This is a genomic window from Parapedobacter lycopersici, from assembly GCF_040395035.1.
Classification (GTDB): Bacteria; Bacteroidota; Bacteroidia; order Sphingobacteriales; family Sphingobacteriaceae; genus Parapedobacter; species Parapedobacter lycopersici_A.
In genome coordinates, this window is record NZ_JBEBRB010000038.1 from 1 (window position 1) to 24,829 (window position 24,829).

Below are 24,829 nucleotides of genomic sequence, written 5' to 3' on the forward strand. Positions count from 1 at the left end.
TGGTATGGTGGGTAGCGGCCAGGTCCATTCCCCCGCCGTGGATATCAAACTGTTCACCGAGGTATTTGCTGCTCATTGCCGAGCATTCGATATGCCATCCAGGGAACCCGACGCCCCAGGGCGAAGGCCACCGCATAATGTGTTCGGGTTTCGCTTTGATCCACAGGGCAAAGTCGAGCCGACCCCGCTTTTCGTCCTGTCCGTTCAGTTCTCGGGTGTTGTTCAGCAGGTCGTCCAGCTTGCGGTTGGTCAACACGGTATAATTGTGTTCCCTGGTGTATTTCTCGACATCAAAATAAACGGTTCCGTTTACCTCGTATGCGTACCCGTTGGCCATGATCTGCTTGACCATTTCGATCTGCTCAATGATGTGGCCGGTAGCCGTTGGCTCAATGCTTGGTGGCAACGTGTTAAAGAGGCGCAGCATGTCGTGAAAACCGAGGGTATACTTCTGCACAATTTCCATCGGCTCCAGCTTTTCCAGCTTGGCCTTTTTGGCAAATTTGTCGTCCCCCTCGTCGTTATCGCCTTCCAGGTGGCCGGCATCGGTAATGTTGCGTACGTAGCGGACTTTATAACCGAGGTGAAGCAGGTAACGGAAAATCAGGTCGAATGAAACAAACGTCCGGCAATTGCCCAGATGCACGTCACTGTACACCGTCGGCCCGCATACATACATCCCTACGAAGGGGGTATTTAACGGTTCAAATTGCTCTTTTTTTCGTGTTAGCGTGTTGTATAAAACCAGCTGATGATCCATGTGGGCGAAAATACAAATTAAAGCTGAAAGCCGGGAGAACCCGGCCCGCCGGAAACCGTAACTTATTTCTGACGAAAATATAACTGGATGGGCACTCCTTCGAAATCAAAATGTTCGCGGACCTTGTTTTCCAGAAACCGTGCATACGGTTCTTTGATGTATTGCGGCAGGTTGCAGAAAAACGCAAACATGGGTGATTTACCGGTTAATTGGGTAATGTACTTGATTTTAATATACTTGCCTTTGGTTGATGGCGGGGGGTACTGTTCAATGATGGGCAGCAGCACATCGTTTAAGCGGGAGGTCGGGATCTTTTTCACTTTGTTCTCGTACACCTTGGCAGCGGCCTCAATAGCCCGGAAAATACGCTGCTTCTGTGTTACCGACGTGAAAATAATCGGGACATCGGTAAAAGGGGCTATTTTTTCACGGATAAGATCCTCGAACACCTTCGTGGTTTTGTGATTCTTTTCTATCAGGTCCCATTTGTTAACCAGGATGACCACGCCTTTCCGGTTCTTTTCGGCCAGGTGGAAAATATTGACATCCTGCGCCTCTACGCCTTCCGTGGCATCGAGCATGAGGATGACGACATCGGAATCTTCCAATGCCTTGATCGTGCGCATAACCGAATAAAACTCAATATTTTCCTTGACCTTCGCCTTACGGCGCAACCCGGCCGTGTCAATCAGAATAAAATCATGGCCGAACTGGCTGTACGGGATGCGGATGGAATCGCGGGTGGTTCCGGCGATGGGGGTTACAATATTCCGGTCTTTTCCGATAAGCACGTTGATCAGGGAGGATTTCCCGACATTGGGACGGCCGACGATGGCGTATTTCGGCCGCTCATCCTCGACCTCCTCTTCAACGGTAAGGTGCTCGACAACATCATCCAGCAACTCCCCTGTTCCGGAACCGGTGATGGACGACAGCGGATAGATTTCACCCAATCCAAAACTATAGAATATGCTGGCCTCCTGTTGCAGCAGCGGATGGTCTACTTTGTTGACAACCACAAATACAGGCTTCTTGCTGCGTCTCAGCACATCGGCAATGTCATCATCCAGGTCGGTGATTCCGGTCGTTACGTCAACCATGAACAGAATCACGGTCGCTTCATCGATGGCAATACGCACCTGTTCGCGGATGGCCGACTCAAATACGTCTTCGGACCCATGCACGTACCCTCCGGTATCCACTACGGTAAATTTTTTGCCGATCCATTCGGCCTGCCCGTAATGCCGGTCGCGGGTGACACCGCTGAAATCGTCAACAATGGCTTTTCTGCTCTCCGTCAACCGGTTGTAGAGCGTGGATTTTCCGACATTGGGACGTCCGACAATTGCGATAATATTTGCCATATTGAATACGTTTGCCGGGCCGTGGTGCGTGGTATTGTCCCATGCGCCCGGAATATAAAACGCAAAGGTAAGATAATTTATACTACCCCTCTCGAATAAGCTTCAATATATCGTCCAAATAGGTACGTTCATTGGCCAGCCGGGGTACCTTGTTCTGGCCGCCGAGTTTTCCCCGCACTTTCATCCAGCGGTAAAAAGTGCCGGCAGGGGCGCGGTGGATCACCGGAAAACGGAGCGCCATGTCGTTAAACCGCTTGGCGTCATAATCTGAATTCACTTCGCGCAGTGTAGTATCCAACACCCGGCAAAAGGCATCAAAATCGGCCGGTTCCTCTTCAAATTCAATAATCCATTCGTGCGCACCGGCCTGCTTTTCATTAAAATACACCGGACCTGCGGTATAGTCCCGTATGGTAGCGTGTGTGGCATTACAGGCCTTCCGGAGCGCATCGTCGGCATTGTCTACGATCAGCTCCTCACCGAATGTATTGATGTATTGTTTGGTCCGGCCGGTAATCTGTATGCGGTAAGGATTCAGGCTGACAAACTTAACCGTGTCACCGATCAGGTATCGCCAAAGCCCGGCATTGGTGGAAATGATAAGCGCGTAGTTTTTATTTAACTCGACTTCGTGGAGTCCAAGGGTCTTGGGGTGCGCATCGTGCAGGTTTTCCAAGGGCAGGAACTCGTAATAGATACCGTAGTCCAGCATGAGCAGCAGGTCTTCTGAATCGGACCGGTCCTGCAGCGCAAAATACCCTTCGGACGCGTTGTAATTTTCCAGGTAATACATGCTGTCCGAGGGAATCAGCTTACGGAACTGCTCCCGATAGGGTTTGAAACTCACCCCCCCATGGCTGTAAAACTCCAGGTTGGGCCATACCTCCAGGAGGTTGCCCTTTCCGGTGATTTCCAGTATCCGTTTTGCCAGCACCACATTCCAGGTGGGTACGCCGGCCAGGTTCGTGACGTTTTCCCGGATGGTTAGCTGTGCCACGGTTTCTATTTTTTCCTCGAAGTTGGGGTTCAGTGCAATTTCCAGGTTCGGTGTCCGATGAAATTCGGCCCAGGACGGCAGGTTACGCAGGATGATGGAAGAAAGGTCTCCGTAATAGGAATCCGAATTAAAGCTATTGATCTGGGAGCTTCCGCCCAGTACAACGGATTTACCCGTGAGTATCTTTGTGTCCGGGCGGTTATGGCAATAGACCGACAGCATGTCTTTGCCGCCCTGGTAATGGCAATCCTCCAGCGCTTCCTCGCTTACGGGAATAAATTTACTCCGGTCGGCTGTCGTACCGGAGGATTTGGCGAACCATTTGATATCGGAGGGCCACAGGATGTTCTGCTCGCCCCGGATCATGCGATCGATATACGGCTTCAGGCTGTTGTAATCCTGTATGGGTACCCGCTCCCGGTAATCTTCAGGGGTCAGGATGGAGTTATAATCGTACTTTTTACCCCATTCCGTAGCTTCGGCGGTGGCAATCAGGCTTTGGAACCACTCTTCCTGTACTTCATGTGGATATTTCATGAAAAGCTCAATCTGGTGAATACGCTTCTTCATGATCCAGGTGAAAATCGAGTTGATTATAGCCATACGTTCCTATTAGCTTTCGGTTATCGGCATTCAGCCCCGGTTCCGGTTACCAGCGCCTTTTTCGCTGATGACCGGGGCCGGTTAAAGTTTTTTTCTTCTTAACTCAAAATTCCGCCCGAGGTAAAATTTACGCGCCATTTCATTTGCCGCGATTTCCTCCGGGGTGCCGGCCAGCATAATTTTGCCTTCCGTAAGCAGGTACGCCCTGTCGGTAATCGACAACGTTTCCTGCACATTGTGGTCGGTAATCAGGATACCGATGTTTCGGTGTTTGAGCTTGGCAACAATAGACTGTATTTCTTCCACGGCAATGGGGTCGACCCCGGCGAAGGGCTCATCCAACAGAATAAAATTCGGATTGGCAGCCAGCGCCCGCGCGATCTCGGTGCGGCGGCGCTCTCCACCCGACAGTAAATCGCCCCGGTTATGACGAACCCGGTTCAGGCTGAATTCGGACAGCAGTTCTTCCAGTTTTTCTTTTCGCTGCACTTTATCCGGATGGTGGATTTCCAGTACCGCCATGATGTTGTGCTCAACCGACAGTTTCCGGAATACAGACGCCTCCTGTGCAAGGTAGCCGATTCCTTTCTGTGCCCGCCGGTACATGGGGTCCTCTGTGATTTCTTCGCCATCGAGGTATACATGGCCTTCGTTGGGTTTGATAAGCCCGACAATCATGTAAAAAGAGGTGGTTTTGCCCGCCCCGTTAGGTCCCAGAAGCCCGACAATCTCACCTTGGGACACCTCAAAAGAAACGTCATTAACCACCGTACGCTGTCGATATTTTTTTATTAAATGTTCCGCTTTGAGTATCATGTATTGATGGTCTCTTATTTTTTGTAACCGGTTTCTGTGCGTTGCTGTTGCGATGCCTGCTGCTCATCCCGTACGCAGGCATCGGTATGCTATTTTGCCTGTCAGATTCTGATGTCTTTCAGGTTAAGTTGCAGATTTCGTTTATCACGCCATATATTTTCATCTACCGTATAGCAAACGTCAAACGGTTTGCCGGCGTTAATCAAATCGGCATAAGCGCCCAGTCCGAAGCCAATGCATTCAAAACTCACATTGCCGGCCTGCGTAATCGCTAATTTGAGGTGATTGCCGCCCACTACGGTAGCACCGCCGCAGGCCTGCACCTGCCTGCTTAAAAACAAAGGTGCCTCATTCTGCGGACCAAACGGTTCAAACTGCCTCAATATCCGAAAAAATTTCGCATTAATGTCTGCTAATTTCAATTCTGCCTCGATGGCAAATTCCCTTTGCAGCATGTGCGGCAGGATACTGGCCGACACGACATCCTCAAACCGCTCCTGAAACAACGGAATATTCTCCAGCGGCATGGTTAGTCCGGCCGCATACTTATGCCCCCCGAATTGATCGAGCAGGTCACTGCACTCACGCAGTGCTTCATATAGGTCATATCCGACAACGGACCGTGCAGAACCGGCCACATGCCCATTGGTTTGGGTGAGCACCACGGTAGGTCGGTAATAGCGTTCCGTGAGCCGTGAGGCAACGATACCGATCACACCTTTGTGCCAATCGGGCTTAAACACCACCGTCGTCATCCGGTTCCGGAGCATTTCATCCGAGTCAATGATGGCCAGCGCCTCTTCCGTAATCCGCAGGTCGAAATCCTTCCGCTGGGAGTTCTGCACGTCAATACTGCTGCTGAAACGGGCGGCGTCCTGCAGGGATTTGGCCGTCAGTAATTGTACCGCGTCCTTGGCGTGGTCTATCCGGCCCGCCGCGTTAATGCGTGGCCCGATCTGAAAAACAATATCGTTAACGGTAAAATTGCTGTTCCGGTTATTGGACAAATCAATAAGGGACTGCAAACCGCAGCAAGGGTTATTATTCAGCTTTTGGAGCCCGTAATAGGTGAGTATCCGGTTTTCACCGGTGATGGGCACAATATCCGAAGCTATACTCACGGCCACGAGATCCAGGTATTGGTAGCACAGCTGGATATCCATGCCGTTTTTGAGGATAAAAGCCTGCACCATTTTGAAGCCGATGCCGCATCCGGAGAGTTCCTTATACGGGTAACCGCAATCGGCGCGCTTGGGGTCCAGTACCGCAACGGCGTCAGGCAGCTCCTCTCCGGGCAAATGGTGGTCGCCAATGATAAAATCGATCTGCTTTTCGCGGGCATAAGCCACTTTATCCAATGCCTTAATGCCGCAGTCCAGTGCGATGACCAGCGAGAAATCATGCTCGGCTGCATAATCAATACCCTGCCGGGATATGCCATAGCCTTCCGCATACCGGTCGGGCAGGTAGTATTCCAAACGGGAATGGAATTGCCTGAAGAAATTATATACCACCGCGACCGCAGTCGTGCCATCCACATCGTAATCCCCGTAGATCAGCACTTTTTCGTTATTGCCGATCGCCTGCTCAATGCGGGCGATCGCTTTACTCATATCGCGCATCAAAAACGGGTCGTGCAGCGCAGACAGGTCCGGGCGGAAAAAGCCGCGCGCTTCATCGTAGTTGCTGATGCCACGGTTAACCAGCATATCGGCCAAAACGGTGTGGATACCCAACTCCGTCTGATGCCGCTGTGAGGTCAGTGGATCATGACACGATGCTATTGCCCATCTTTTTTGCATATCTTTGCACACTTACGATTGTGTAAAGATACAGTTTGGGACGGTATTTACCTAACATAGGCATGCCTGCCCCTACTCCGGATTGTGTAACATACAAGCGTTCAATACCATATAAAAAATGCAAGCATATTCGTTATACGAGGGTTCGTTTTCTGTTGATGCATCGAAAAAATTCGTTCCATTCGATCCTGACAAGCACGATAAGAAGGACCGTCCCGGTTCACTCTTTATCCATGTACACCCGTTTTTGGTGGCTTCCGATAACGGACTGATTTTATTGGATACCGGTCTGGGATTCACCGACGATAACGGGGAGCTGCTGCTGCATAACAATATACGGAAATTGGGATATGAGCCCAATGACGTACGGTATGTGCTGATGTCGCACCTGCATAAGGACCACGCCAGCGGTATGGTAACGGAGAACGAAGGCACTTTCCGCCTGGCGTTTCCCGAAGCGGAATATATCATCCAGCGCGGGGAATGGGAAGATGCGTACAGCGGAAAGTCGGATTCCTATAAAACGGAAATATTTGATGTGTTGCAACGAAGTGGTAACCTGCTGCTTGTCGAAGGTGACGGCATGCTGAATACCGAAGTACGTTATGAGGTATCAGGCGGCCATACCCCCCACCATCAGGTGTTCCATATCCGGACACAGGGCGAACACTTTTTCTTCGGGGGCGACGAAGCCCCGGAACCGGAGCAGTTCTTTCGGAACTTCGCCGCAAAATATGATTTTGACGGACGCAAGTCGATGGCCCTCCGGCAGCAATACTGGGAGCAGGGTGCGCCGGAAGGATGGGTGTTTTTCTTCTACCACTCTACGAATATCGCGGTCGGCCGGCCGGAATTAAAGGAAAATGGAGACTATCGCATCGTTGAAGCATAGCCTGACAGCCATATGGAGTATCACCAAATTAAGTCGTATCTTTGTAAAATTCAAATTTAGGGAGAGACAGTTATGTCAATTGTAAGAGAATCGGACCTTATTGGTATAGGAAAAAAATACCAGATTGAAACGGACGCAGGCGACAGCATGGTCGTGGTGATCCATGACGATGGCCGGCGCGAACTCTATCGCTACGATCAGGAGGAAAGCGAATCAAAATGTGTGATGACGCTCTCCGACGAGGAATCCAGGCAGGTGGCCGGAATCATCGGCGGCCTATCTTACAAGCCAAAAGCGCTTGAAACCATCGAAGTTGCATTGGACGACCTGATTATTGAGTGGTACAAGGTGGAGGGGCATGCTTCCAGCGTTGGCAAAACAATCGGCGACCTGGAAGTCCGCCAGCGCACCGGTGCATCCATCATTGCCGCAATAAAGGAAGATGACACCATCATTAATCCGGGGCCGAACTACACCATTACTGCCGACACCACGTTGGTTGTTGCCGGTAAGCGGAATCACATCAAGCATTTAAAAGAGGTACTGCAATAAAATAAACAGGTAACGGAAACCGTATGTCGCATACCCTGATATTAGAAGTAGGAATTGCCGTTGGCTTGGTAGCGTTGGTTGGACTGATCTCCAACAAGCTCCGCTTTTCGGTCATCCCCTTCTTTATCCTGATTGGGATGGTGCTTGGCCAACATGCGCCACAGATAGGCAACATTGACCTGACGTTTACCGAGAGCAAGCCCTTCATTGACTTTATGGGGCGCCTCGGCGTATTGTTTCTGCTCTTCTACCTGGGACTGGAGTTCTCTGTGGGCCGGCTCATCAAATCCGGAAAATCGATTCTTTCGGGGGGTACCTTCTATGTGATCCTGAACTTCTGTTCGGGGTTGCTGATCGGCTGGCTGATGGGCTTGCCTTTTAAGGAAACGATGGTGCTGTGCGGTATTATGACCAGCTCTTCAACGGCCATTGTAGCGAAGGTGCTGACCGACCTGAAGCGTACTGCAAACCCGGAAACGGAGGTGATTATGGGTATGATCATGTTTGATGACCTGTTCATAGCCATGCATATTTCCTTTCTGTCGGGATTGATACTGACAGGCAGCAGCTCGTTCTGGACCGTAGCGGGCACCTCACTGCTTGCGCTGGGATTTATTCTGGCGTTTCTGATTCTGGGCCGGAAACTGGTACCGGCGATCGATCGGATACTTCAGGAGAAGTCATCCGAAATATTTATCCTGGTCATTTTCGCATTGCTCTTCATCGTTGCCGGATTCTCGGAAACCATCCATGTGGCGGAAGCCATCGGGGCATTAATGGCCGGATTGGTACTGGCCGACTCTCAGTATATCAAGCGCATTGAACAGATGGTGTACCCCTTCAAGGATTTCTTTGGGGCCATGTTTTTTTTCAGTTTCGGACTTTCGATTGATCCCCTGTCGCTTGGCGGATCAGTCTTATGGGCAGCAGTGGCAGCCGGCGTTACGATACTGTGCAACGTTGCTTCGGGTTTTTTTGCCACCCGCTTTTCGGGATTGAAAAAGAAGACCGCATTCGATATCGGGTTTACCCTGTCGGCACGGGGCGAGTTTTCCATCATCATGGCCAATATCGGCAAAGCCGGGAAACTGCTTCCGGTTATCCAGTCATTCGTGGTGGTATACGTATTAATTCTATCGATCGTTGCACCTTTGCTGACCAAGGAGTCGCGTACCATCTGGAGTGCCTTATTCGGCAAGGATAAATCGACGCAAAAACCGGTAAAAACCTTAAGCGATTTAACGCGGGGGCAACCGCAGGACAATCCGCCTACATAAAACCCAGTTCCAGGCGGGCGACATCACTCATCATGCTTTTATCCCAGGGAGGATCAAACGTCAGTTCGACAAGCGCCTGCTCAACTCCCTCAACCTCGCCTACCTTACGCTGTACTTCATCGATGATATCCCCTGCCACCGGGCAGCCGGGTGCCGTAAGTGTCATGACAACTTTTGCCGTGCCATCTGCTTTGGTAATCAATTCATAAACCAGGCCCAACTCACAGATATTAACCGGGATTTCAGGATCGTAAACCGTTTCCAATACTGCCTGGATATCAGGGGCCAGCTTTAATTCATCCATGATGATCATGTGTTCCTCCGTTATTTAATTTAACAAATTTACAGCTTTATTTTCAAATCAGTTTACGCCTTCCCACCAGTGCGAAAACACCTGCGTAGCATCATCCAAGCGAACCACCTGGCCGATCATCGGGGTAAGCAGCCGGAGATCGGTCTTTTCGGCCTCCCGGACGATTTTGATTAACGGCTCATCCCAGGCGTGGGTAGCTAATGGAAACTTCGATGAATGCACGGGAAATACGTTTTTCGCCTTCAGGTCAGCTGCTGCACGCAATACCTCATCCGGCATGGTGTGGATGTTGCGCCACGATTTATTGTACTGTCCGTTTTCCAGAATTGCCAGGTCAAACCCGCCGAACGTGCGTCCAATTTCGGCAAAATGGCTATCATAACCGCTATCGCCCCCAATGAAAATACGTATCGACGGAGTCTGTAATACATAGGAGGTCCACAGCGTCTGGTTCCTGCGGAACCCACGTCCGGAAAAATGGCGTGCGGGGGTGGTATAGGCGGTAAAATTATCACCCAATGCGATCGTTTGATTCCAGTCTTCTTCATGAATGATGGCGGGATCATAGTCCCAGTACTCCAGGTGGGCACCAACACCCAAAGGGCAAATAACAGCTTTAACCGTTGTGCGCAGTTTCTTTAGTGTTTCATGATCCAGGTGGTCCCAATGGTCGTGCGTAATAAAGAGGTAATCGATCGGTGGCAGATCACTCACCGCATAAGCATCCGTACCCGCAAAACTCCGCGTAGTGAACGAAAGCGGCGATGCTCCACCACTCAATACCGGATCAACCAAGATTCGCTTTCCATCCACTTGCATGAAATAAGAGGAATGGCCAAACCAGATCAACACTTGTTCATCAACAGGCAAATTCCGTAAATCGGTTTCAACATGCGGGATCGTATCTGTCGGCTTGATACGCGGATCGCCCCCAAAAAAGAATTCGCGCATTACGGTAAAGAAATTGGCGCCGTCCGTAAAACTGGGTGTGGGACTCAGGTTCTGAAAAGCCCCGTTCTTGTAATTGGGTGATCGTTTGATGCGTTCCAGCCTGTCCCCTGTCGGCATCTTTCCGAATTTAGGCTGCTGCATAAATATCACTGCCGCGAAGGCAAGGGCAACAATGGCAAAAAATAAGGTCATTAGAATCCGTATTAATTTCTTCTTCACTGGCTTAAGCTTATGCTTCAATGGATAAATATAATAATCCCTGTTAACCCGTAACCGGAAGCATCACATATTTGACATTTTATACACAATACCGTATCTTTCGCTGTAATTTAAAAACGGCGGAGCGCTCCGCCTACGCCCCCATGAAAAGCATCCTCACCGCGAAGCAAATGCGGGCTGCCGATCAACATACGATAGAGACGGCCCCAATTTCTGCCATTGATTTAATGGAGAACGCTGCGGCGGCTTTTGTTGCGGTAACACAGGCGCTTTTTACCGATAAACATATCCCTATACTGATTTGCTGCGGCACGGGAAATAATGGCGGTGACGGCCTTGCGGCGGCGCGGCTGCTGCAGGTCGCCGGGTATGACTCCCTGCATGTGTGGGTAGCCCGTTTTTCTTCGCGTGAAAGTGACGATTTCGCCATGAACCTCCACCGGTTGCGTCAAACGCCTATTCCGGTTACGGAATGGCTACCGGGAGATGGATTACCGCCCATCACGCAGGACGTGATCGTTGATGCCCTGCTGGGTTCGGGGTTGAATAAACCCCTCGCGGGCGACTGGCTGCGGCTTGCCCGGCATATCAATCAAAGTCAGCAACGGGTTATCGCGATAGACGTCCCTACCGGTATGCGTGCAGACGGTGTTATACCCGATACGGAAGAAACTGTTTTTGCCCATGATGTCGTTACCTTTCAACGTCCGAAAATCAGTTTCTTTTTCCCCGAATCAGCCCGGGCAATGCATCGTTTTCATGTAGCCGATATCGGATTAGATGAAACGTTCATTGAGCAGCTACCCACCGGCTTTAAATTAATTGAAGCAGCGGATGTCCGGCGAATTTACCGGCCACGGAAGCCATTTACACATAAGGGCACCTATGGACACGCACTGATTGTCGCCGGCAGTGAAATGCATATGGGTGCCGCGTTATTGAGCTGCGGGGGGTGTCTGTTCAGCGGAGCCGGGCGAACCACCGCATGTATTCCTGTGCGTGGACTGGCAGCGTTGAATACCCGATACCCCGAGGTCATGTATAGCGCTGATTCGGCGCTACGCGACCAATGGGAGGCTGCGGATGCGGTCGGTATCGGACCGGGACTGGGAAACCGGGCTACCCAACTGGCAGAAGTCGTAGACTATCCAGCGAAGCCATTGGTACTGGATGCGGATGCACTGAATTGGCTAAGCGAACAACCGGCATTGCTGGACAGGCTGCCGGAAGGATGTATCCTGACACCCCATATGAAGGAGTTCGACCGGCTGTTCGGTCGCCATACCGACTGGTGGAGCCGGGTGCAGACGGCCAAAGAAAAAGCAGCCCGGTACCGGCTGATTATTATACTGAAAAACCGGTACACTTTCATCGTAACGCCTGAAGGCCATGTACTCATCAACCCCACTGGCAATGCGGCCATGGCTACCGGTGGAATGGGCGACGTACTGACCGGCATGCTGGTTGCGTTTCTTGCGCAACGGTATACGCCTGTGGAAGCCGCTATACTGGCGTGTTATACCCATGGCGCCGCGGGAGACCGGCTCAGGGCTGACAGGCAGGCTGTCATCCTGCCAACTCAGTTAATTGAACAGATACCCAGCACGTTATACGAATTAACCAACAACCTGGATAACTGACCCCTGCTAAAATTACACAACCGTTTGCATAGCGGAAACTGTTGCAAAACCGACTTTCAGTGTGTATAATTGATCGCTAATCGATTCCTTTACACATGCGACGCTATCTTTTTATCGGCTTAATTTACTGTATCGCAGTGGGTGCGGTGCGGGCACAGGAACGTTGTCCTATTATCCCCCAGCCTGCCCATGCCGAAAGGCACACGGGATATTTCTCCCTGGATAAACATACGCCGATCGTTGCGGAGAATCCGGAGGCAGTGTCTGCGGCCCATTTTCTACAAAGGGAAATGCTCCGCCTTATGACGATACCGTTAGCTATTCATTCCGGCGAAGGAAGTCAGCCAGCCATACGCATCGAAATCGACCCGTCCGTAAAGGGAGCAGAAGCCTACACCCTGCAAGTCACGGCCAGAAGCATACGCGTTGCGGCAGGCACACTGGCTGGTTTACGCTACGGTATCGTCAGCCTGCTACAGCTGGCCCAGGGAGAAACGGCGTCCGCCGCTGCACTGAAAATTCCAGCCTGGGAACTCGCGGATAACCCGCGGTATGCCTGGCGGGGATTAATGCTGGACGAATCGCGTCATTTTTTCGGAAAGGCAAAAGTCAAGTCGATTCTCGACTGGATGGCGTACTATAAACTCAACCGTTTTCATTGGCACCTGACGGATGAACCTGCCTGGCGATTGGAAATCAAGCAATATCCGCTGCTTACGCTCATCGGCGGCATCGGCAGCTTTACCGACGGTACCGCACCGGCGGCATATTATACCCAGGAGGACATCCACGAGATCGTCGCATACGCCGCGGAGCGGAATATTGTTGTTATTCCCGAAATAGATATGCCGGGGCATGCAACCGCTGCCAACCGGGCGTATCCGGAGTACAGCGGCGGCGGTACGGAGGCACACCCGCATTTTACGTTCAATCCCGGTAAAGAAGCGACCTATACGTACCTTACGGACATCCTCCGGGAAACCAACAGTCTTTTTCCGTCGCAGTTGCTTCACCTCGGCGGCGACGAAGTCAGTTTCGGGAGCGCTGCCTGGCAATCGGATGCTGCAATCCAACGCCTGATGACCCGGGAGGGACTGAAAACGAACCAGGATGTGGAGCGCTATTTCATGAAGCGGATGGCCGACTCCGTATACCGGCTCAACGCGAAGCTGCTGGCATGGGACGAGATGGCCGATGCAGGCCTGCCCACCGACAACACCATCATTTTCTGGTGGCGGCAGGATAAGCCGGCACAGTTAAAAACAGCATGGGCAAACGGGTACCAAACCATCATCTGCCCACGCCTTCCGCTATACTTTGATTTTGTACAGGACAGCACCCACCGATTCGGCCGCAGGTGGGATGGGGCCTTTAATCCATTGGAGGCAGTATACACCTATGAAGTCGATGGCCTAACTTCGACAGCTGCCGAGCGCGACCTAATTCTGGGCGTGCAGGCTAACGTCTGGTCGGAACCCATACCTAACGCGCAGCGGCTTGATTTTCTGTTATTCCCCCGCATTGCGGCCCTGGCCGAGATCGCGTGGACACCGGACGAAAAAAAAGCGTTTGAACCTTTTAGCCTGCTCCTGAAGGAGCATATAGCCCTATACAGACAACACGGAATTTATTATTATGATCCATTCCAGCCCAACGCCAATCCCGAGCCTGTCGTATACCGAACCGACCGGGATCTGTCCGTGGAGCGCAGGTAATGGCTCTTTTATTTTAATTGATATGAAACGATTTATTTACGCATTGGCCTGTGCTTGCTGTGCATTTACGCCCATTGGACTGCTGCACGCCCAGCAAAGCCGGATTACCGAAGAAATACGTTCGATCAAAACCTATCCTTTTGATGATCCTAACCCAGTCCCGTTTCTGACGGAAGAGAGCAAGAAAAAAATATATCCGTATCACGGATTTGATGGTTACAGCGTGGAAGGGGTCGACCGCGACTGGAAAGTAGTCAAACTGGAAAATGACTATATCGAAGTGTATGTGCTACCCGAAGCGGGCGGCAAGGTATGGGGTGCGATTGAAAAATCAACGGGCAAGGAATTCCTATATAAGAATGAAGTGATGAAATTCCGGAATGTCGCACAGCGCGGTCCGTGGACATCCGGAGGTATTGAATTTAATTTCGGTTACATTGGCCATACACCGTCTACCGCTACGCCGGTCGACTACATCACGAGGCAGAACGCGGATGGCAGCGTAAGTTGCGTCGTTGGCGCCATGGACTTACCTTCACGGACTCACTGGCGGGTAGAAATACGGCTACCTGCGGATAAAGCATGGTTCGAAACCAATGCTACCTGGTACAACCCCACACCATTGGTCCAGTCGTATTATAACTGGATGACCGGCGCTGCGCGGGTTTCCGACGACCTGCAGTTTTTCTATCCGGGCAACATGGAATATGAACATAATGGCACGGCGTTCCCCTGGCCCGTGGATTCGCTGGGAAGAGACCTTTCCTGGTATGCCAATAACGATTTTGGATCGCATAAATCTTTCCATATTGCCGGGACATATAACGATTTTATGGGTGGTTATTATCACGATTCGGATTTTGGCTTTGGTCATTGGTCGCTGCATGATGAGATGCCCGGGAAGAAACTGTGGCTTTGGGCGTTATCCAGAAACGGGGGCATTTGGGAAGACCTGCTTACCGACAATGACGGCCAGTATATGGAATTCCAGGCCGGCAGAGGCTACAACCAATATTCTCCATCCCGCATTAAAACCCCAATTACGCAGCTTGGCTTCTCCCCCGGTGCAACGGACCAATGGCGTGAATTATGGTTTCCTGTAAAGGAAACAGGAGGCTTGTCCGCCGTATCACCTTCTGGCATCCTGCACGCAGCGGAGGCAGATGGAAAAGTCCGCATCTCAATAAATGCGCTGGCTGTCACGGAATCGCCCGTCGTATTGCGGGTCGGTACCGACACCTTATTTTCGGAAACCATCCGGCTTCAGCCGATGGAGGTTTATACCGCCACGGTAAATGTGCCGGCCGGCCGTAAGTGGGCGGTTTCCGCCACGGCAATGAACCTCAGGTACGGTCCCGCTGAACTGGATACCTTAAAACGGCCAACCGCATCGGCCTCGCCGGTCCGTTCCCTCACCACTGCCTCCCAGTATTACCAGGAGGGCGTGGAATCCAAGGAATTCCGTGATTACGAACAGGCTAAACAGTACTTTACAAAAAGTATCGAACTGGACCCGTATCACCTGGATGCGCTGACGGAATTGGCGGCAATGCAATACCGCAATGGGCGCTATGACTCCACCCTCTACTACGCCAACCGGGTACTTCGTGAAGACACGTACCACCCGTCGGCTAATTTTCACGCAGGCATCGCCTATGTAGCCAAAAAAGACTGGATCAATGCACTGGACTGCTTTGGCTGGGCCTCACGTTCGGTCCAGTACCGGAGCGACGCTTTTGCGCGTATGGCCGCCATTTACCTGCAGCAGCGCCAACCGGAGTTGGCACTGCACTACGCGGACAATGCCCTAACTTATAACAATCATCATGTATTTGCGCTACAAGCCAAGGCGTTGGCATTACGGCAGCTGGGCAGGGCTTCCGATGCTGCCGCGAACTTAACGCAATTGTTTGATGCGGATCCGCTGAATCATTTTGCACGTTATGAGAAATACCGGAACGGCGACGCAACGTATGAATCCTTCTCATCGGTTATCCAAAATGAGTTTGCCTGGCAAACGCATCTCGAAACCGCACTCACTTACCTCAGTCTGGGCGCGAAGGAAGAGGCCATGGAGATTATTACGCGTGCTCCTGAGCATCCCCTTATTGCACTGTGGGAAGCCTACATTACACAGGATGCCGCCCGTTTGCAAGCCGTCACTTCGGCCCCTCCCGATTTTGTGTTTCCCTATCGCCTGGAAACACTGGAAGCACTGGAATGGGCAGCCAAGCAGCGCCCGCACTGGAAGTTCAACTACTACCTGGCACTCAATTACCAGGCCATCGGTCGCATGGAAGACGCCGAACAACAGTTGAAAGCCTGTGGAAACGAACCGGATTATACACCTTTTTACCTCACCCGCGCTGCGCTTCTGCATGCGGGGTCTGAAATGGCGGAAAAGGATATACTCCGCGCCTATCATTTCGCACCTGAGGACCGGCGTGTAAGGACATGGATGATTGATTATTATCACCGGATGGGAAATCATGTGGAAGCATTGGCTATTGCCGACCGCGCATGGCATGATTTCCGGGACGATTATTCCGTTGGCCTTTGGTATGCACGACAGTTGCTGCTTGCCGGAAAACCGAAGGAGAGTTCCGCCATTTTGGACCAGATTCATGTATTACCCTACGAGGGGGCCAGTCAGGGACGGGTTGTATATGAGCAGGCATTGCTGATGCAGGCGCTGACCCTGATCAAAGCCGGCAATTACAAGCCGGCTATCGGGCTGCTGGAAAAGTCCCGGGAGTGGCCAGAGCACCTGGGTGTGGGCAAACCATATGATCCGGACGGCCGTTTTCAGGATTATCTCACAGCGTATTGCCTAACCAAACTGAAACGCACCAAGGAAGCCCATGCATTAAACCAACGGGTAATTTCCTATACACTCGACAACTCCAGGCGGTCTGCTTTTGCCAACCTACTGGGGTTGATGGCGCTGCAGCAGGCTGGCCAGCAGCAACAATTGAATACATTACTGGAGCAGCTCGGCCATAATCCGGCAGCGGAAAATCAGTGGGTGCTTGAAGCATTTAAAGGCAGCGGCATACCGGACAGGTCAGCAACGTTCGGGGATAATCCGTATTATTCGATTATATCCGATATCTTGGAGTTACGCCCCTGAGCGACGGGTTGTTGATCAATCGCCGGAGGGGGCTTCTGAAAAGTAGGTTGTGACAGACTGAACCTGTTTCTCGGTGAGTATATCCCTGAGTTGTTCAGGTGTAGCCGCCCTGATTTTCTTCACCGACTTGAAGTGCTTCAGCAGCTTTTCCGCGGATGTTTTGCCAATGCCGGGAATGTTCTCCAATTCGGTCTGGAAGGTCTTTCTGCTCCGTTGATTGCGGTGGAATGTGATACCAAAACGATGTGCTTCGTCGCGCAGGTGCTGAATAATTTTCAGGGTTTCCGATTTTTTGTCCAGGTACAGGGGATATTGGTCGCCCGGATAATAAATTTCTTCCAGCCGCTTGGCGATGCCGATGACGGTCAACTGCTTATCGATTCCCAACAGCTTCAGGCTTTTCAGCGCAGCGGAAAGCTGCCCCTTGCCCCCATCGATAACGATCAGCTGTGGGAGCGATTGCCCTTCGTCCAATAGCCGCCGATACCGGCGATGCACTGCTTCTTCCATGGTCGCAAAATCATTTGGGCCTTCAACGGTTTTCACGTTAAAGTGACGGTAGTCTTTTTTGCAGGGTTTCGCGTCCCTGAATACCACAATAGCTGAAACCGGATATTTCCCCTGAAAGTTGGAATTGTCAAAGCATTCGATATGCCGCGGAAGCACATTCATCCGTAGGTCGTGCTGCATCTGTGTCAGTATCCGCTCGGTCCGCAGTTCAGGGTTGAGCTTCTCGTATTGATTAAGCCGTTCTTTTTTAAAATAAAATACGTTCTTCTGTGAGAGTTCGAGTAGTTTCTTCTTTTCACCCAGTTTCGGGACGGTGAAGCGGAATTCACTGGCCTCAATATCAATATCAAACGGTACGATAATCTCGCGCGACGTGCTTCCGAAGCGACTGCGGATTTCCGGTATGGCCAGGCTTAGCAATTCCTCATCGCTTTCGTCCAGCCGCTTTTTCATCTCCACCGTCTGCGTTTGAATGATAACGCCGTTCATCACCTTAAGATAATTGACAAAAGCATAATTCTGCTCCGACGCAATGCTGAAAACATCCACATTGGTGATGGATGAAGTGACGACAGTTGATTTACTCTGGTAGCGTCCCAGTAAATCCAGCTTGTTTTTCAATTGATGCGCATACTCAAAATTCAGCTCGGATACTGCTGCATCCAATTGTTCTTTTAGCCGGCGGATTACCACACCGATTTTTCCATTTAATATGTCACGGATGTCTTCCAGATTTTTCTCGTAGTCGGCTTCACTTTGGTATCCCTCGCAGGGTCCCTTACAGTTGCCGATCTGGTATTCCAAGCATACCTTAAACTTTCCTTTATTAATGTTTTCGGGAGTAAGCGCAAGATTACAGGTACGCAGCGGGTAAAGTTCCCGGATGGTGTCCATAACCGCGTGCATCATCCCCACAGAGGCATAAGGCCCAAAATACCGGGAGCCGTCCTTGATCATCTTCCGTGTGGGGAATATCCGGGGGAAACGCTCGTTTTTAATGACAATCCAGGGATAAGTTTTGTCATCTTTCAGCATGACATTATACCGGGGCTGATGCTTCTTAATCAGGCTGTTTTCGAGGAGCCATGCGTCAATTTCGGTATCAACAATAGTGAAGGTAATGCGGTTAATCCGGCGGACCAGTACGCGCGTTTTGCCGTTAAGCTGGCTGTTCTTGACAAAATAAGAACTAACCCGGTTTCGCAGGTCTTTTGCTTTACCGATATAGATTAACGCGCCCTGGGCATCCCAGTACTGGTACACTCCGGGGCGATGTGGAATTTCTTCAAGTGCCTTGCGGTAATCAAACTTCGTCATATTCAGTGGTCGGTAGCCGATGGTCGGTGGTCGGTCACTTATACCCAGTCACGGACCATCCATCACCAAAACTCAAAACCCAAGCCGGTCATCCAGCTGCTGATCGCTCGGTTCACCATAAAACTGCTGATACTGGTTGCAATCCAATTCACGCGTAAGTCCTCCTTCCGGCAATGGGAAATCTTCCTTGGAATAGTGAAGGGTCGTATCAGCGTATATTTTTTGCATATACAGCCCGAAAATCGGCAGCGCCGCCTGTGCCCCCTGGCCTGCGGCCATCGAGTGGAAACTGATGCCACGGTCTTCCGCCCCTGTCCATACACCGCTTACCAACTCGGGTGTTACCCCAATAAACCAGGCATCCGAGTTGTCGTTCGTTGTTCCGGTTTTTCCACCCATGGGCGGAGTCAGGTTATACCGCCAGCGCAAACGCCCTCCCGATCCGCCATCTACCACACTCTTCAGCATATCCACCATAATATAAGCGCTTTCGCTGTTAAGTACCTTGGTTACTTTAGGCGCCTTCTCATAAATGGGCATCCCATTCTTATCTTCGATACGCAGAATGTAGATTGGCTCGATCCATACGCCGTGGTTTACAAAAGCCGAATATGCACCCACCATATCATAGATCGATGCTTCATAGGCGCCCAGCGCAATGGAAGGATATTCGGGTACTTCAGAGGTAATGCCCATCCGCTTGGTTAGGGTAGCAACCGCCCGGGCGCCAACTTCATTGATCATGTATGCCGTGGCAAAGTTCTGTGAGTTGGCCAGCGCCCTGCGCAGGGTAATGGGACTTCCCACCGATTCGCCACGCGGCGACCATGCATTGGCACCGCTTCCGATAGTCAACGGAACGTTAGGCACCTGAAAACACGGTGAAAAGCCGTTATCTATAGCTACCGCATATGTAAATGGCTTTGCCGTTGAACCAACCTGCCGCGTCCCCATCTTAACCTGATCGTACTTGTAATGTTCAAAGCTGATACCGCCTACCCAGGCACGCACGTAACCCGTATGCGGTTCCATGGACATGATGGAATTGCGCAGGATTAATTTATTGTACCGAATAGAATCCATCGGCGTCATTATCGTATCCCGGTCCCCTTGCCACGTAAAGACAGTCATCGGTACCGGGGTGTTAAAGTCCTTCTCTATTTCCGCCGCCGATTTACCAGCCTGTTTCAACATACGGTATCGATCAGACCGTTTCATTCCGGTTTCCAGCAGCGACGCTTTGTCGCCTCGGAACGGATCAACATTACGCCATTGCCGGTCAAAATCCGTCTGCAGTTCAGTCATCCATTCTTTTTGTGCTTCCTCTGCGTAACGCTGCATTTTCGAATTGATTGTCGTATAAATCTTCAACCCGTCGCGGTCAAGGTCATACGGTGTGCCGTCGGCCTTCGTGATAGACAGTTTATTAAATTCCTGTTGGATATCCCGCTTCAGCACCGCCCGGAAGTAGGGTGCCGGACCATCACCATAATTCGAAATCCGCATATCCAGCACCAGGGGCTCCTTTTGCAGGCGCTGCGATTCTTCACGGGTTATAAATCCTTCCCTGCGCATGTTTTCAATGACGACATTGCGTCGCCTGATCGCATTCTGCGGATACCGGACCGGGGAGTATATACCGGGGCCCTTCAGCATCCCAACTAAAATAGCCGCCTGGGTAACATTCAGTTTATCGGGCGTGGTATTGAAGTATGTCCGGGCAGCCGATTTAATGCCAAACGTGTTATAGGCACCAAAATCGACCGTATTGAAATACATGGTGATAATTTCTTCCTTGGTATAATTGCGCTCCAAGCGTACGGCTGTAATCCATTCCTGAAATTTCTGGATCACCCGTTTCACCGTATTCCGGGCGCGTCCTTCGGAAAACAGGTTCAGTGCCAGCTGCTGGGTGATGGTACTTGCGCCCTGTCGCTTCCCGATCAGGTTATAAAAGATAATGCTGAATGTACGCCGGTAGTCAATTCCCGAATGACGATAAAAACGTTTGTCCTCTGTCGCAATGAGTGCCTGGACCAGGTTGGGGGACAATTCATTATACCGTACGTTGGACCGGTTCTGCACAAAATAAGTACCCAGTACTGCGCCATCCTCGGAAATAACCTCCGAAGCCAGGTTACTTTTCGGATTTTCCAGATCGCGGAATGTCGGTAATTGGCCAAACAGTCCCAAACCCACGCTGAAAATAAATAAGAATCCCAGCAGAATAACCCCAATCAATAATTTCCAGAAATTGCGGGTGTAACGGCTGATGTCTTCCTTGGTTAATGTATTTTTCTTTGCCTGTTGCTTCATTCTAAGTGATTAATAATCCTCGGATGCAGGGTGCCGTCCCACATCCATTACGCACTTCCGTTTCTATTCCTGTTCGTGATAGCTGGTATAGTAATCGTCTATTTTGTCAAAATCAGATAACGTGCCAAAATTATCTTCCGTAATCAAAAAGGTATTATATAGCGTCGCCGGTATTTTCATGATGTCTGGAAGCAATGGCATAATCCGTACTTCGTAGGTCTTTGCTTCCTCATAATTGAGGAACGGCCCGACATAAACAAGCTGATTTTCGTCATTCACCGGCTTAAGCTGGTGCATGATATTCCGACCAGTATACCGGGTGCGGTTGAACTGTCCGATACCATAGCGTGACGGTGCCAGGTTTACCCGCTCATTCATGACATTAATAACGAAATAATAAACTGCCGAATCAGGCAATAACTCCAAATCGCGATATGCGTTTTCCCCGTCGTCGGTAATCTGGGCTTCCCGGGCGAGCTGCTGACGGGTAAGCGTACCCCCATTTGCCAGGGTCATCCGTCCGCCGATTCCGGTTTGGCCTGCAGTCGACACCGCTAGGTTTCGCCGCGGGACCGGCCGCTCCGGTCCATGATTAATAATCAACTGGGGCCAGGGAGTGATGGTGGGCTCATCGATAAAGCGCAGCCTGCTTTCATCGATACCTTGTAATGCATACTTTCTTTCAGCTAATGCCGGACCGTTTTCAGCAATATATGCTAAATGCTGATGAACTAGTGGGCTGATTAGGCTGTCGTTGGGAAATACATCAACCAATTCCCGGAATGCCTTTTCAAGTGTATCAATTCCCGACGTTCTGCCCAGCGCGAGTGCGCGCAAATAGGCCAGCTGTACCAGGGTAGGCTGCGGCTCCTGTACCTGCCCCGAAATACTGTCTACCAGCTGGATAACTTCCTGAAATTGCTGGCGGGTATAAGCCGCATACGCCTCTTCGTATTCCTGGTCAAGCAGTTGCTTTTGCGATTGAAGTTTAGCAAGATACATTGGATCAAGGAGAATTCGGCTATACAGGGCATCCGGAAACTGGGTCAATAATTTCTGCTTATATGCTGCGGCGCGGGCTTGGTCGATACCATTGTACAACAGATAGAGGTTGTAATAGATCATGGCGGCATCCTTCGTTTCCGGATATCGGTTCAGCAGATCTTCATACGTGTCAATTGCACCCTTATTATCCAGCAGTTCGTCCCGGTACAATTCGCCTACACGAAGCAGGGCGGTATGTATTTGATTGTTGGCTGCCGCCCGCTTTGCTTCTGTATCCGGTAGTTCGTTCAGGTAACTATCCCGGAATTGCTGTACCCAGGCCGCACTGTCCACAACCACGGAATCAATTGCCGATCCGTTCACAGCCAATTCCCCTGTTTCCGAGTTGTCGGTTATTCCCCCGGCCGTCATATCGCTGAACCGCCAGTTATCCTGTAATGGACGGTTACCCCACCGGCGCTTAAATTCGGTCGTGCCCATGCCTATGGCATCCGGATTATTGAAGTAAAACCGATTATCGGTATATGTGGTACCCGGACTGAACAAGGCTTCTTCAAACGGCGAACGGACTATGTTCTGCTGTTGCTTTTTATTTTTAGCTTGGCGCCCGTCCTGGATTTCAACATACCGGACGATGGCCAGGCTATCCAGCTGTGCGTGACGCTGTGCTTCGGAAAGCCCAGCAAGAAAAAACAGGCTATCCTGGTGGCTCACTACCTCCAGCTGGGTAATCAACTCATCAAGATTTGCGACTTTACGTTGCACCGGACCGGCATCTGGAAAATCCATCGGAAGATACATGCCCACGCTATCGTAATATAATTTCGCTATTGGGTATTGCGCCTGGTCAAAATAATGATCGGCAAGCCGAAGGTAAGTACGCGTCGTCTGGTATTGGTTATCACCCTGCTGCCGCAACGCCTGTTCATAATTTACCAACGCCGTCGCCCAGTCACCGTCAGCATAATACATTTCAGCAATCTGATAGTAGATCTGATCCCTGTATTCTTTATTTTTTCCATCACGGATCATGCGTTGCAATAGCCTGATCCGATCGCCGGTTGTAGTATTTACTGTTCCGGGCAGGAAAATACGGTTGAGCCCCGCGTGAAATGCCATCTCATAAGAGGCATTGCTATTCACAACCCGGCTATAATGCGAATAAGCTTCCTCCGGCCGCCCCTCGCTCTCGAGCAGCTGGCCGAGTAGAAAATGCCAGCGCAACCGGGTGGACTTATCCTTCGTGTGCTCAAGAGCCTGCAGCAACATGGTAATCGCCGACGCTTCGTCCTGGACAAGTAAATAATATTTTGCCTGCGTCGCAAAGGCCAATCCCATGGAATTCGGATCCGATTCCAATGCCGTAAATACGGTATCCAGTACATTACCGCTTTCCGTAAGGTTGCCAAGTTGCATCAGCGCGCGTGCCTTCCATACCAACGCCGCCTGCCGGTATTCCGGCATGTCGGTAAATGTGCCGGCAGTGTAACTGAAAAACTCCGCCGCGTTGTAATAATTCCCCTTGAGGTAATTTGCCTGGCCGGTAAGCAGATATGCTTCGCTGATGTACTTGCTTTTGCTTTTTTTATTGATGATGGTGAGTGCTTTACCGATAACCGAATCCATCAACGGGCTATTGGATGCAGCGGTAATGTCTGTGGGTTCAATGAAAACCGGCAACCGCTGTTCGTAATTTTCCACGTAGGCAGCGGCATTGTCGTACATCACATCGTTGATGATTTTCCGGCTATGGTATACGATGTTGTACCTTGCCGTAAGGTTCTCCATCATATCGTATTGAGGTTCCCGCTTTCCTGCACATCCCATGCACGACCAAACCGCAACAATCGCCACAGCCACCCGTTTATACGACATGGAGAAAATATAGTCTTTCAATATAACGTTCTTAATTTCATCACAAATTCATACCGACGAAGCCTATCGCCACAATATAGCGATAATGGCACATCTTATCAATTACCGCATTAAAACTCACGGAGATTTAACAAAACTTAACCATTTTCGTCACATATAAAATGAATATCTTTGCAGGGATACGCATGCAAAAATATCATTTATTTTATCAAGTTGGCTAAACACCGCAACAAACTCTCCCAGGCACTCCATCAGCGCTATAAGCTTGTCGTACTCCACGAAGAAACATTCGAGGAAAAAGCGTCATTCAGTGGCAAACTCTGGTATTGGATAACGGGGCTGTTGTCGGCAACCGCCGTACTGGTCATCCTCACCATTATTCTCATCCGTTCCACTTCTTTACGGGAATACGTGATTGGTTCTTCACTGAGCGGATACGAGCGTAGCCAGTTATTGGAGGCCTATTCCCGTATCGATTCGCTGGAGCAGATCGCGCTTGCCAACGATTTGTATTTGGATAACCTGCAGGCCGTCATCAGCGGCCGTGTTGGTGAAACAGTTGAACATCCAGATCAGGAATCAGACGCGGGGAATGAACCGGCAGAAATCCCCGAGTCTAAAAGCGTACCGCCGTCGGAAGACGAGCTGGCGCTCCGCGAGTTGATTGAATCCGGCGCACCGTATGATCTGCCGGAGCATTCGGGTCCGGCTCGCTCGGGCATCTCATCCTATACTTTTTACAGCCCCATTAAAGGGATCATCAGTTCCAGCTTCA

At 50.8% G+C, this 24,829-nt stretch carries 16 protein-coding genes and 1 pseudogene; 7 read left to right on the forward strand and 10 right to left on the reverse strand.

Annotated features, from left to right (window positions below; translation table 11 throughout):
- The 5 genes from ABWO75_RS08945 to recJ all read right to left on the reverse strand — a co-directional run.
- Window positions 1-760: class I tRNA ligase family protein (locus ABWO75_RS08945; protein WP_353184702.1), on the reverse strand; the 760-nt coding region annotated here is incomplete at its 3' end.
- A 62-nt stretch (window positions 761-822) separates the two neighbouring features.
- Window positions 823-2,124, reverse strand: a complete 1,302-nt coding sequence (der, locus tag ABWO75_RS08950; protein WP_353184704.1) for a ribosome biogenesis GTPase Der — start codon at window positions 2,122-2,124, stop codon at window positions 823-825.
- 82 nt (window positions 2,125-2,206) lie between these two features.
- The gene (locus ABWO75_RS08955; protein ID WP_353184706.1) at window positions 2,207-3,724 is read right to left on the reverse strand and encodes a GH3 auxin-responsive promoter family protein; all 1,518 of its coding nucleotides are present in this window, start codon (window positions 3,722-3,724) and stop codon (window positions 2,207-2,209) included.
- An 81-nt stretch (window positions 3,725-3,805) separates the two neighbouring features.
- A complete protein-coding gene (lptB, locus tag ABWO75_RS08960; protein WP_353184708.1) occupies window positions 3,806-4,540 on the reverse strand; it encodes an LPS export ABC transporter ATP-binding protein in 735 nt (244 codons plus the stop codon).
- Window positions 4,541-4,641: 101 nt separating this feature from the next.
- Complete coding sequence (gene recJ, locus ABWO75_RS08965; protein WP_353184710.1) at window positions 4,642-6,342, reverse strand: single-stranded-DNA-specific exonuclease RecJ; 1,701 nt, start codon at window positions 6,340-6,342, stop codon at window positions 4,642-4,644.
- Between the two features lie 118 nt (window positions 6,343-6,460).
- Between recJ and ABWO75_RS08970 the strand changes: the two genes are divergently transcribed.
- The 3 genes from ABWO75_RS08970 (at window position 6,461) to ABWO75_RS08980 (ending at window position 9,063) form a co-directional block, all read left to right on the forward strand.
- Complete coding sequence (locus ABWO75_RS08970; RefSeq protein ID WP_353184712.1) at window positions 6,461-7,234, forward strand: MBL fold metallo-hydrolase; 774 nt, start codon at window positions 6,461-6,463, stop codon at window positions 7,232-7,234.
- Window positions 7,235-7,306: 72 nt separating this feature from the next.
- Window positions 7,307-7,786 (forward strand): cation:proton antiporter regulatory subunit, encoded by a 480-nt coding sequence (locus ABWO75_RS08975; RefSeq protein WP_353184714.1) that lies wholly within the window; start codon window positions 7,307-7,309, stop codon window positions 7,784-7,786.
- 23 nt (window positions 7,787-7,809) lie between these two features.
- Entirely contained in the window at window positions 7,810-9,063 is a 1,254-nt protein-coding gene (locus ABWO75_RS08980; RefSeq protein ID WP_353184716.1) for a cation:proton antiporter, read from the forward strand.
- Here the strand turns inward: ABWO75_RS08980 and ABWO75_RS08985 are convergent.
- Window positions 9,056-9,376 carry an iron-sulfur cluster assembly protein gene (locus ABWO75_RS08985; RefSeq protein WP_353184718.1) on the reverse strand — a complete coding sequence of 107 codons (321 nt, stop codon included), beginning with the start codon at window positions 9,374-9,376 and terminating at the stop codon, window positions 9,056-9,058. The two genes, ABWO75_RS08980 and ABWO75_RS08985, sit on opposite strands and share 8 nt — an antisense overlap.
- Window positions 9,377-9,424: 48 nt before the next feature.
- Window positions 9,425-10,519 (reverse strand): MBL fold metallo-hydrolase, encoded by a 1,095-nt coding sequence (locus ABWO75_RS08990; RefSeq protein WP_353184720.1) that lies wholly within the window; start codon window positions 10,517-10,519, stop codon window positions 9,425-9,427.
- 170 nt (window positions 10,520-10,689) lie between these two features.
- Here ABWO75_RS08990 and ABWO75_RS08995 point away from each other — a divergent pair, with 170 nt between their 5' ends.
- The 3 genes from ABWO75_RS08995 to ABWO75_RS09005 all read left to right on the forward strand — a co-directional run bounded on the left by ABWO75_RS08995 (window position 10,690) and on the right by ABWO75_RS09005 (window position 17,031).
- On the forward strand, window positions 10,690-12,186 hold the full coding sequence (locus ABWO75_RS08995; protein WP_353184722.1) for an NAD(P)H-hydrate dehydratase: 1,497 nt from the start codon (window positions 10,690-10,692) through the stop codon (window positions 12,184-12,186).
- A gap of 95 nt (window positions 12,187-12,281) precedes the next feature.
- Window positions 12,282-13,901 (forward strand): beta-N-acetylhexosaminidase, encoded by a 1,620-nt coding sequence (locus tag ABWO75_RS09000; RefSeq protein ID WP_353184724.1) that lies wholly within the window; start codon window positions 12,282-12,284, stop codon window positions 13,899-13,901.
- Between the two features lie 22 nt (window positions 13,902-13,923).
- Window positions 13,924-17,031: a DUF5107 domain-containing protein gene (locus ABWO75_RS09005; protein ID WP_353184726.1), complete on the forward strand. Its 3,108-nt coding sequence runs from the start codon at window positions 13,924-13,926 to the stop codon at window positions 17,029-17,031.
- 15 nt (window positions 17,032-17,046) lie between these two features.
- Here the strand turns inward: ABWO75_RS09005 and uvrC are convergent, their stop codons facing one another.
- From uvrC to porW, 3 genes are all read right to left on the reverse strand, one after another.
- Window positions 17,047-18,858 (reverse strand): excinuclease ABC subunit UvrC, encoded by a 1,812-nt coding sequence (gene uvrC, locus ABWO75_RS09010; RefSeq protein ID WP_353184728.1) that lies wholly within the window; start codon window positions 18,856-18,858, stop codon window positions 17,047-17,049.
- Between the two features lie 72 nt (window positions 18,859-18,930).
- Window positions 18,931-21,174, reverse strand: a complete 2,244-nt coding sequence (locus tag ABWO75_RS09015) for a penicillin-binding protein 1A (RefSeq protein WP_353184730.1) — start codon at window positions 21,172-21,174, stop codon at window positions 18,931-18,933.
- A gap of 63 nt (window positions 21,175-21,237) precedes the next feature.
- Window positions 21,238-24,075: a type IX secretion system periplasmic lipoprotein PorW/SprE gene (gene porW, locus ABWO75_RS09020; protein ID WP_353184732.1), complete on the reverse strand. Its 2,838-nt coding sequence runs from the start codon at window positions 24,073-24,075 to the stop codon at window positions 21,238-21,240.
- A 192-nt stretch (window positions 24,076-24,267) separates the two neighbouring features.
- Here porW and ABWO75_RS09025 point away from each other — a divergent pair.
- A pseudogene (locus ABWO75_RS09025) lies at window positions 24,268-24,829 on the forward strand (M23 family metallopeptidase); the annotation flags it as partial.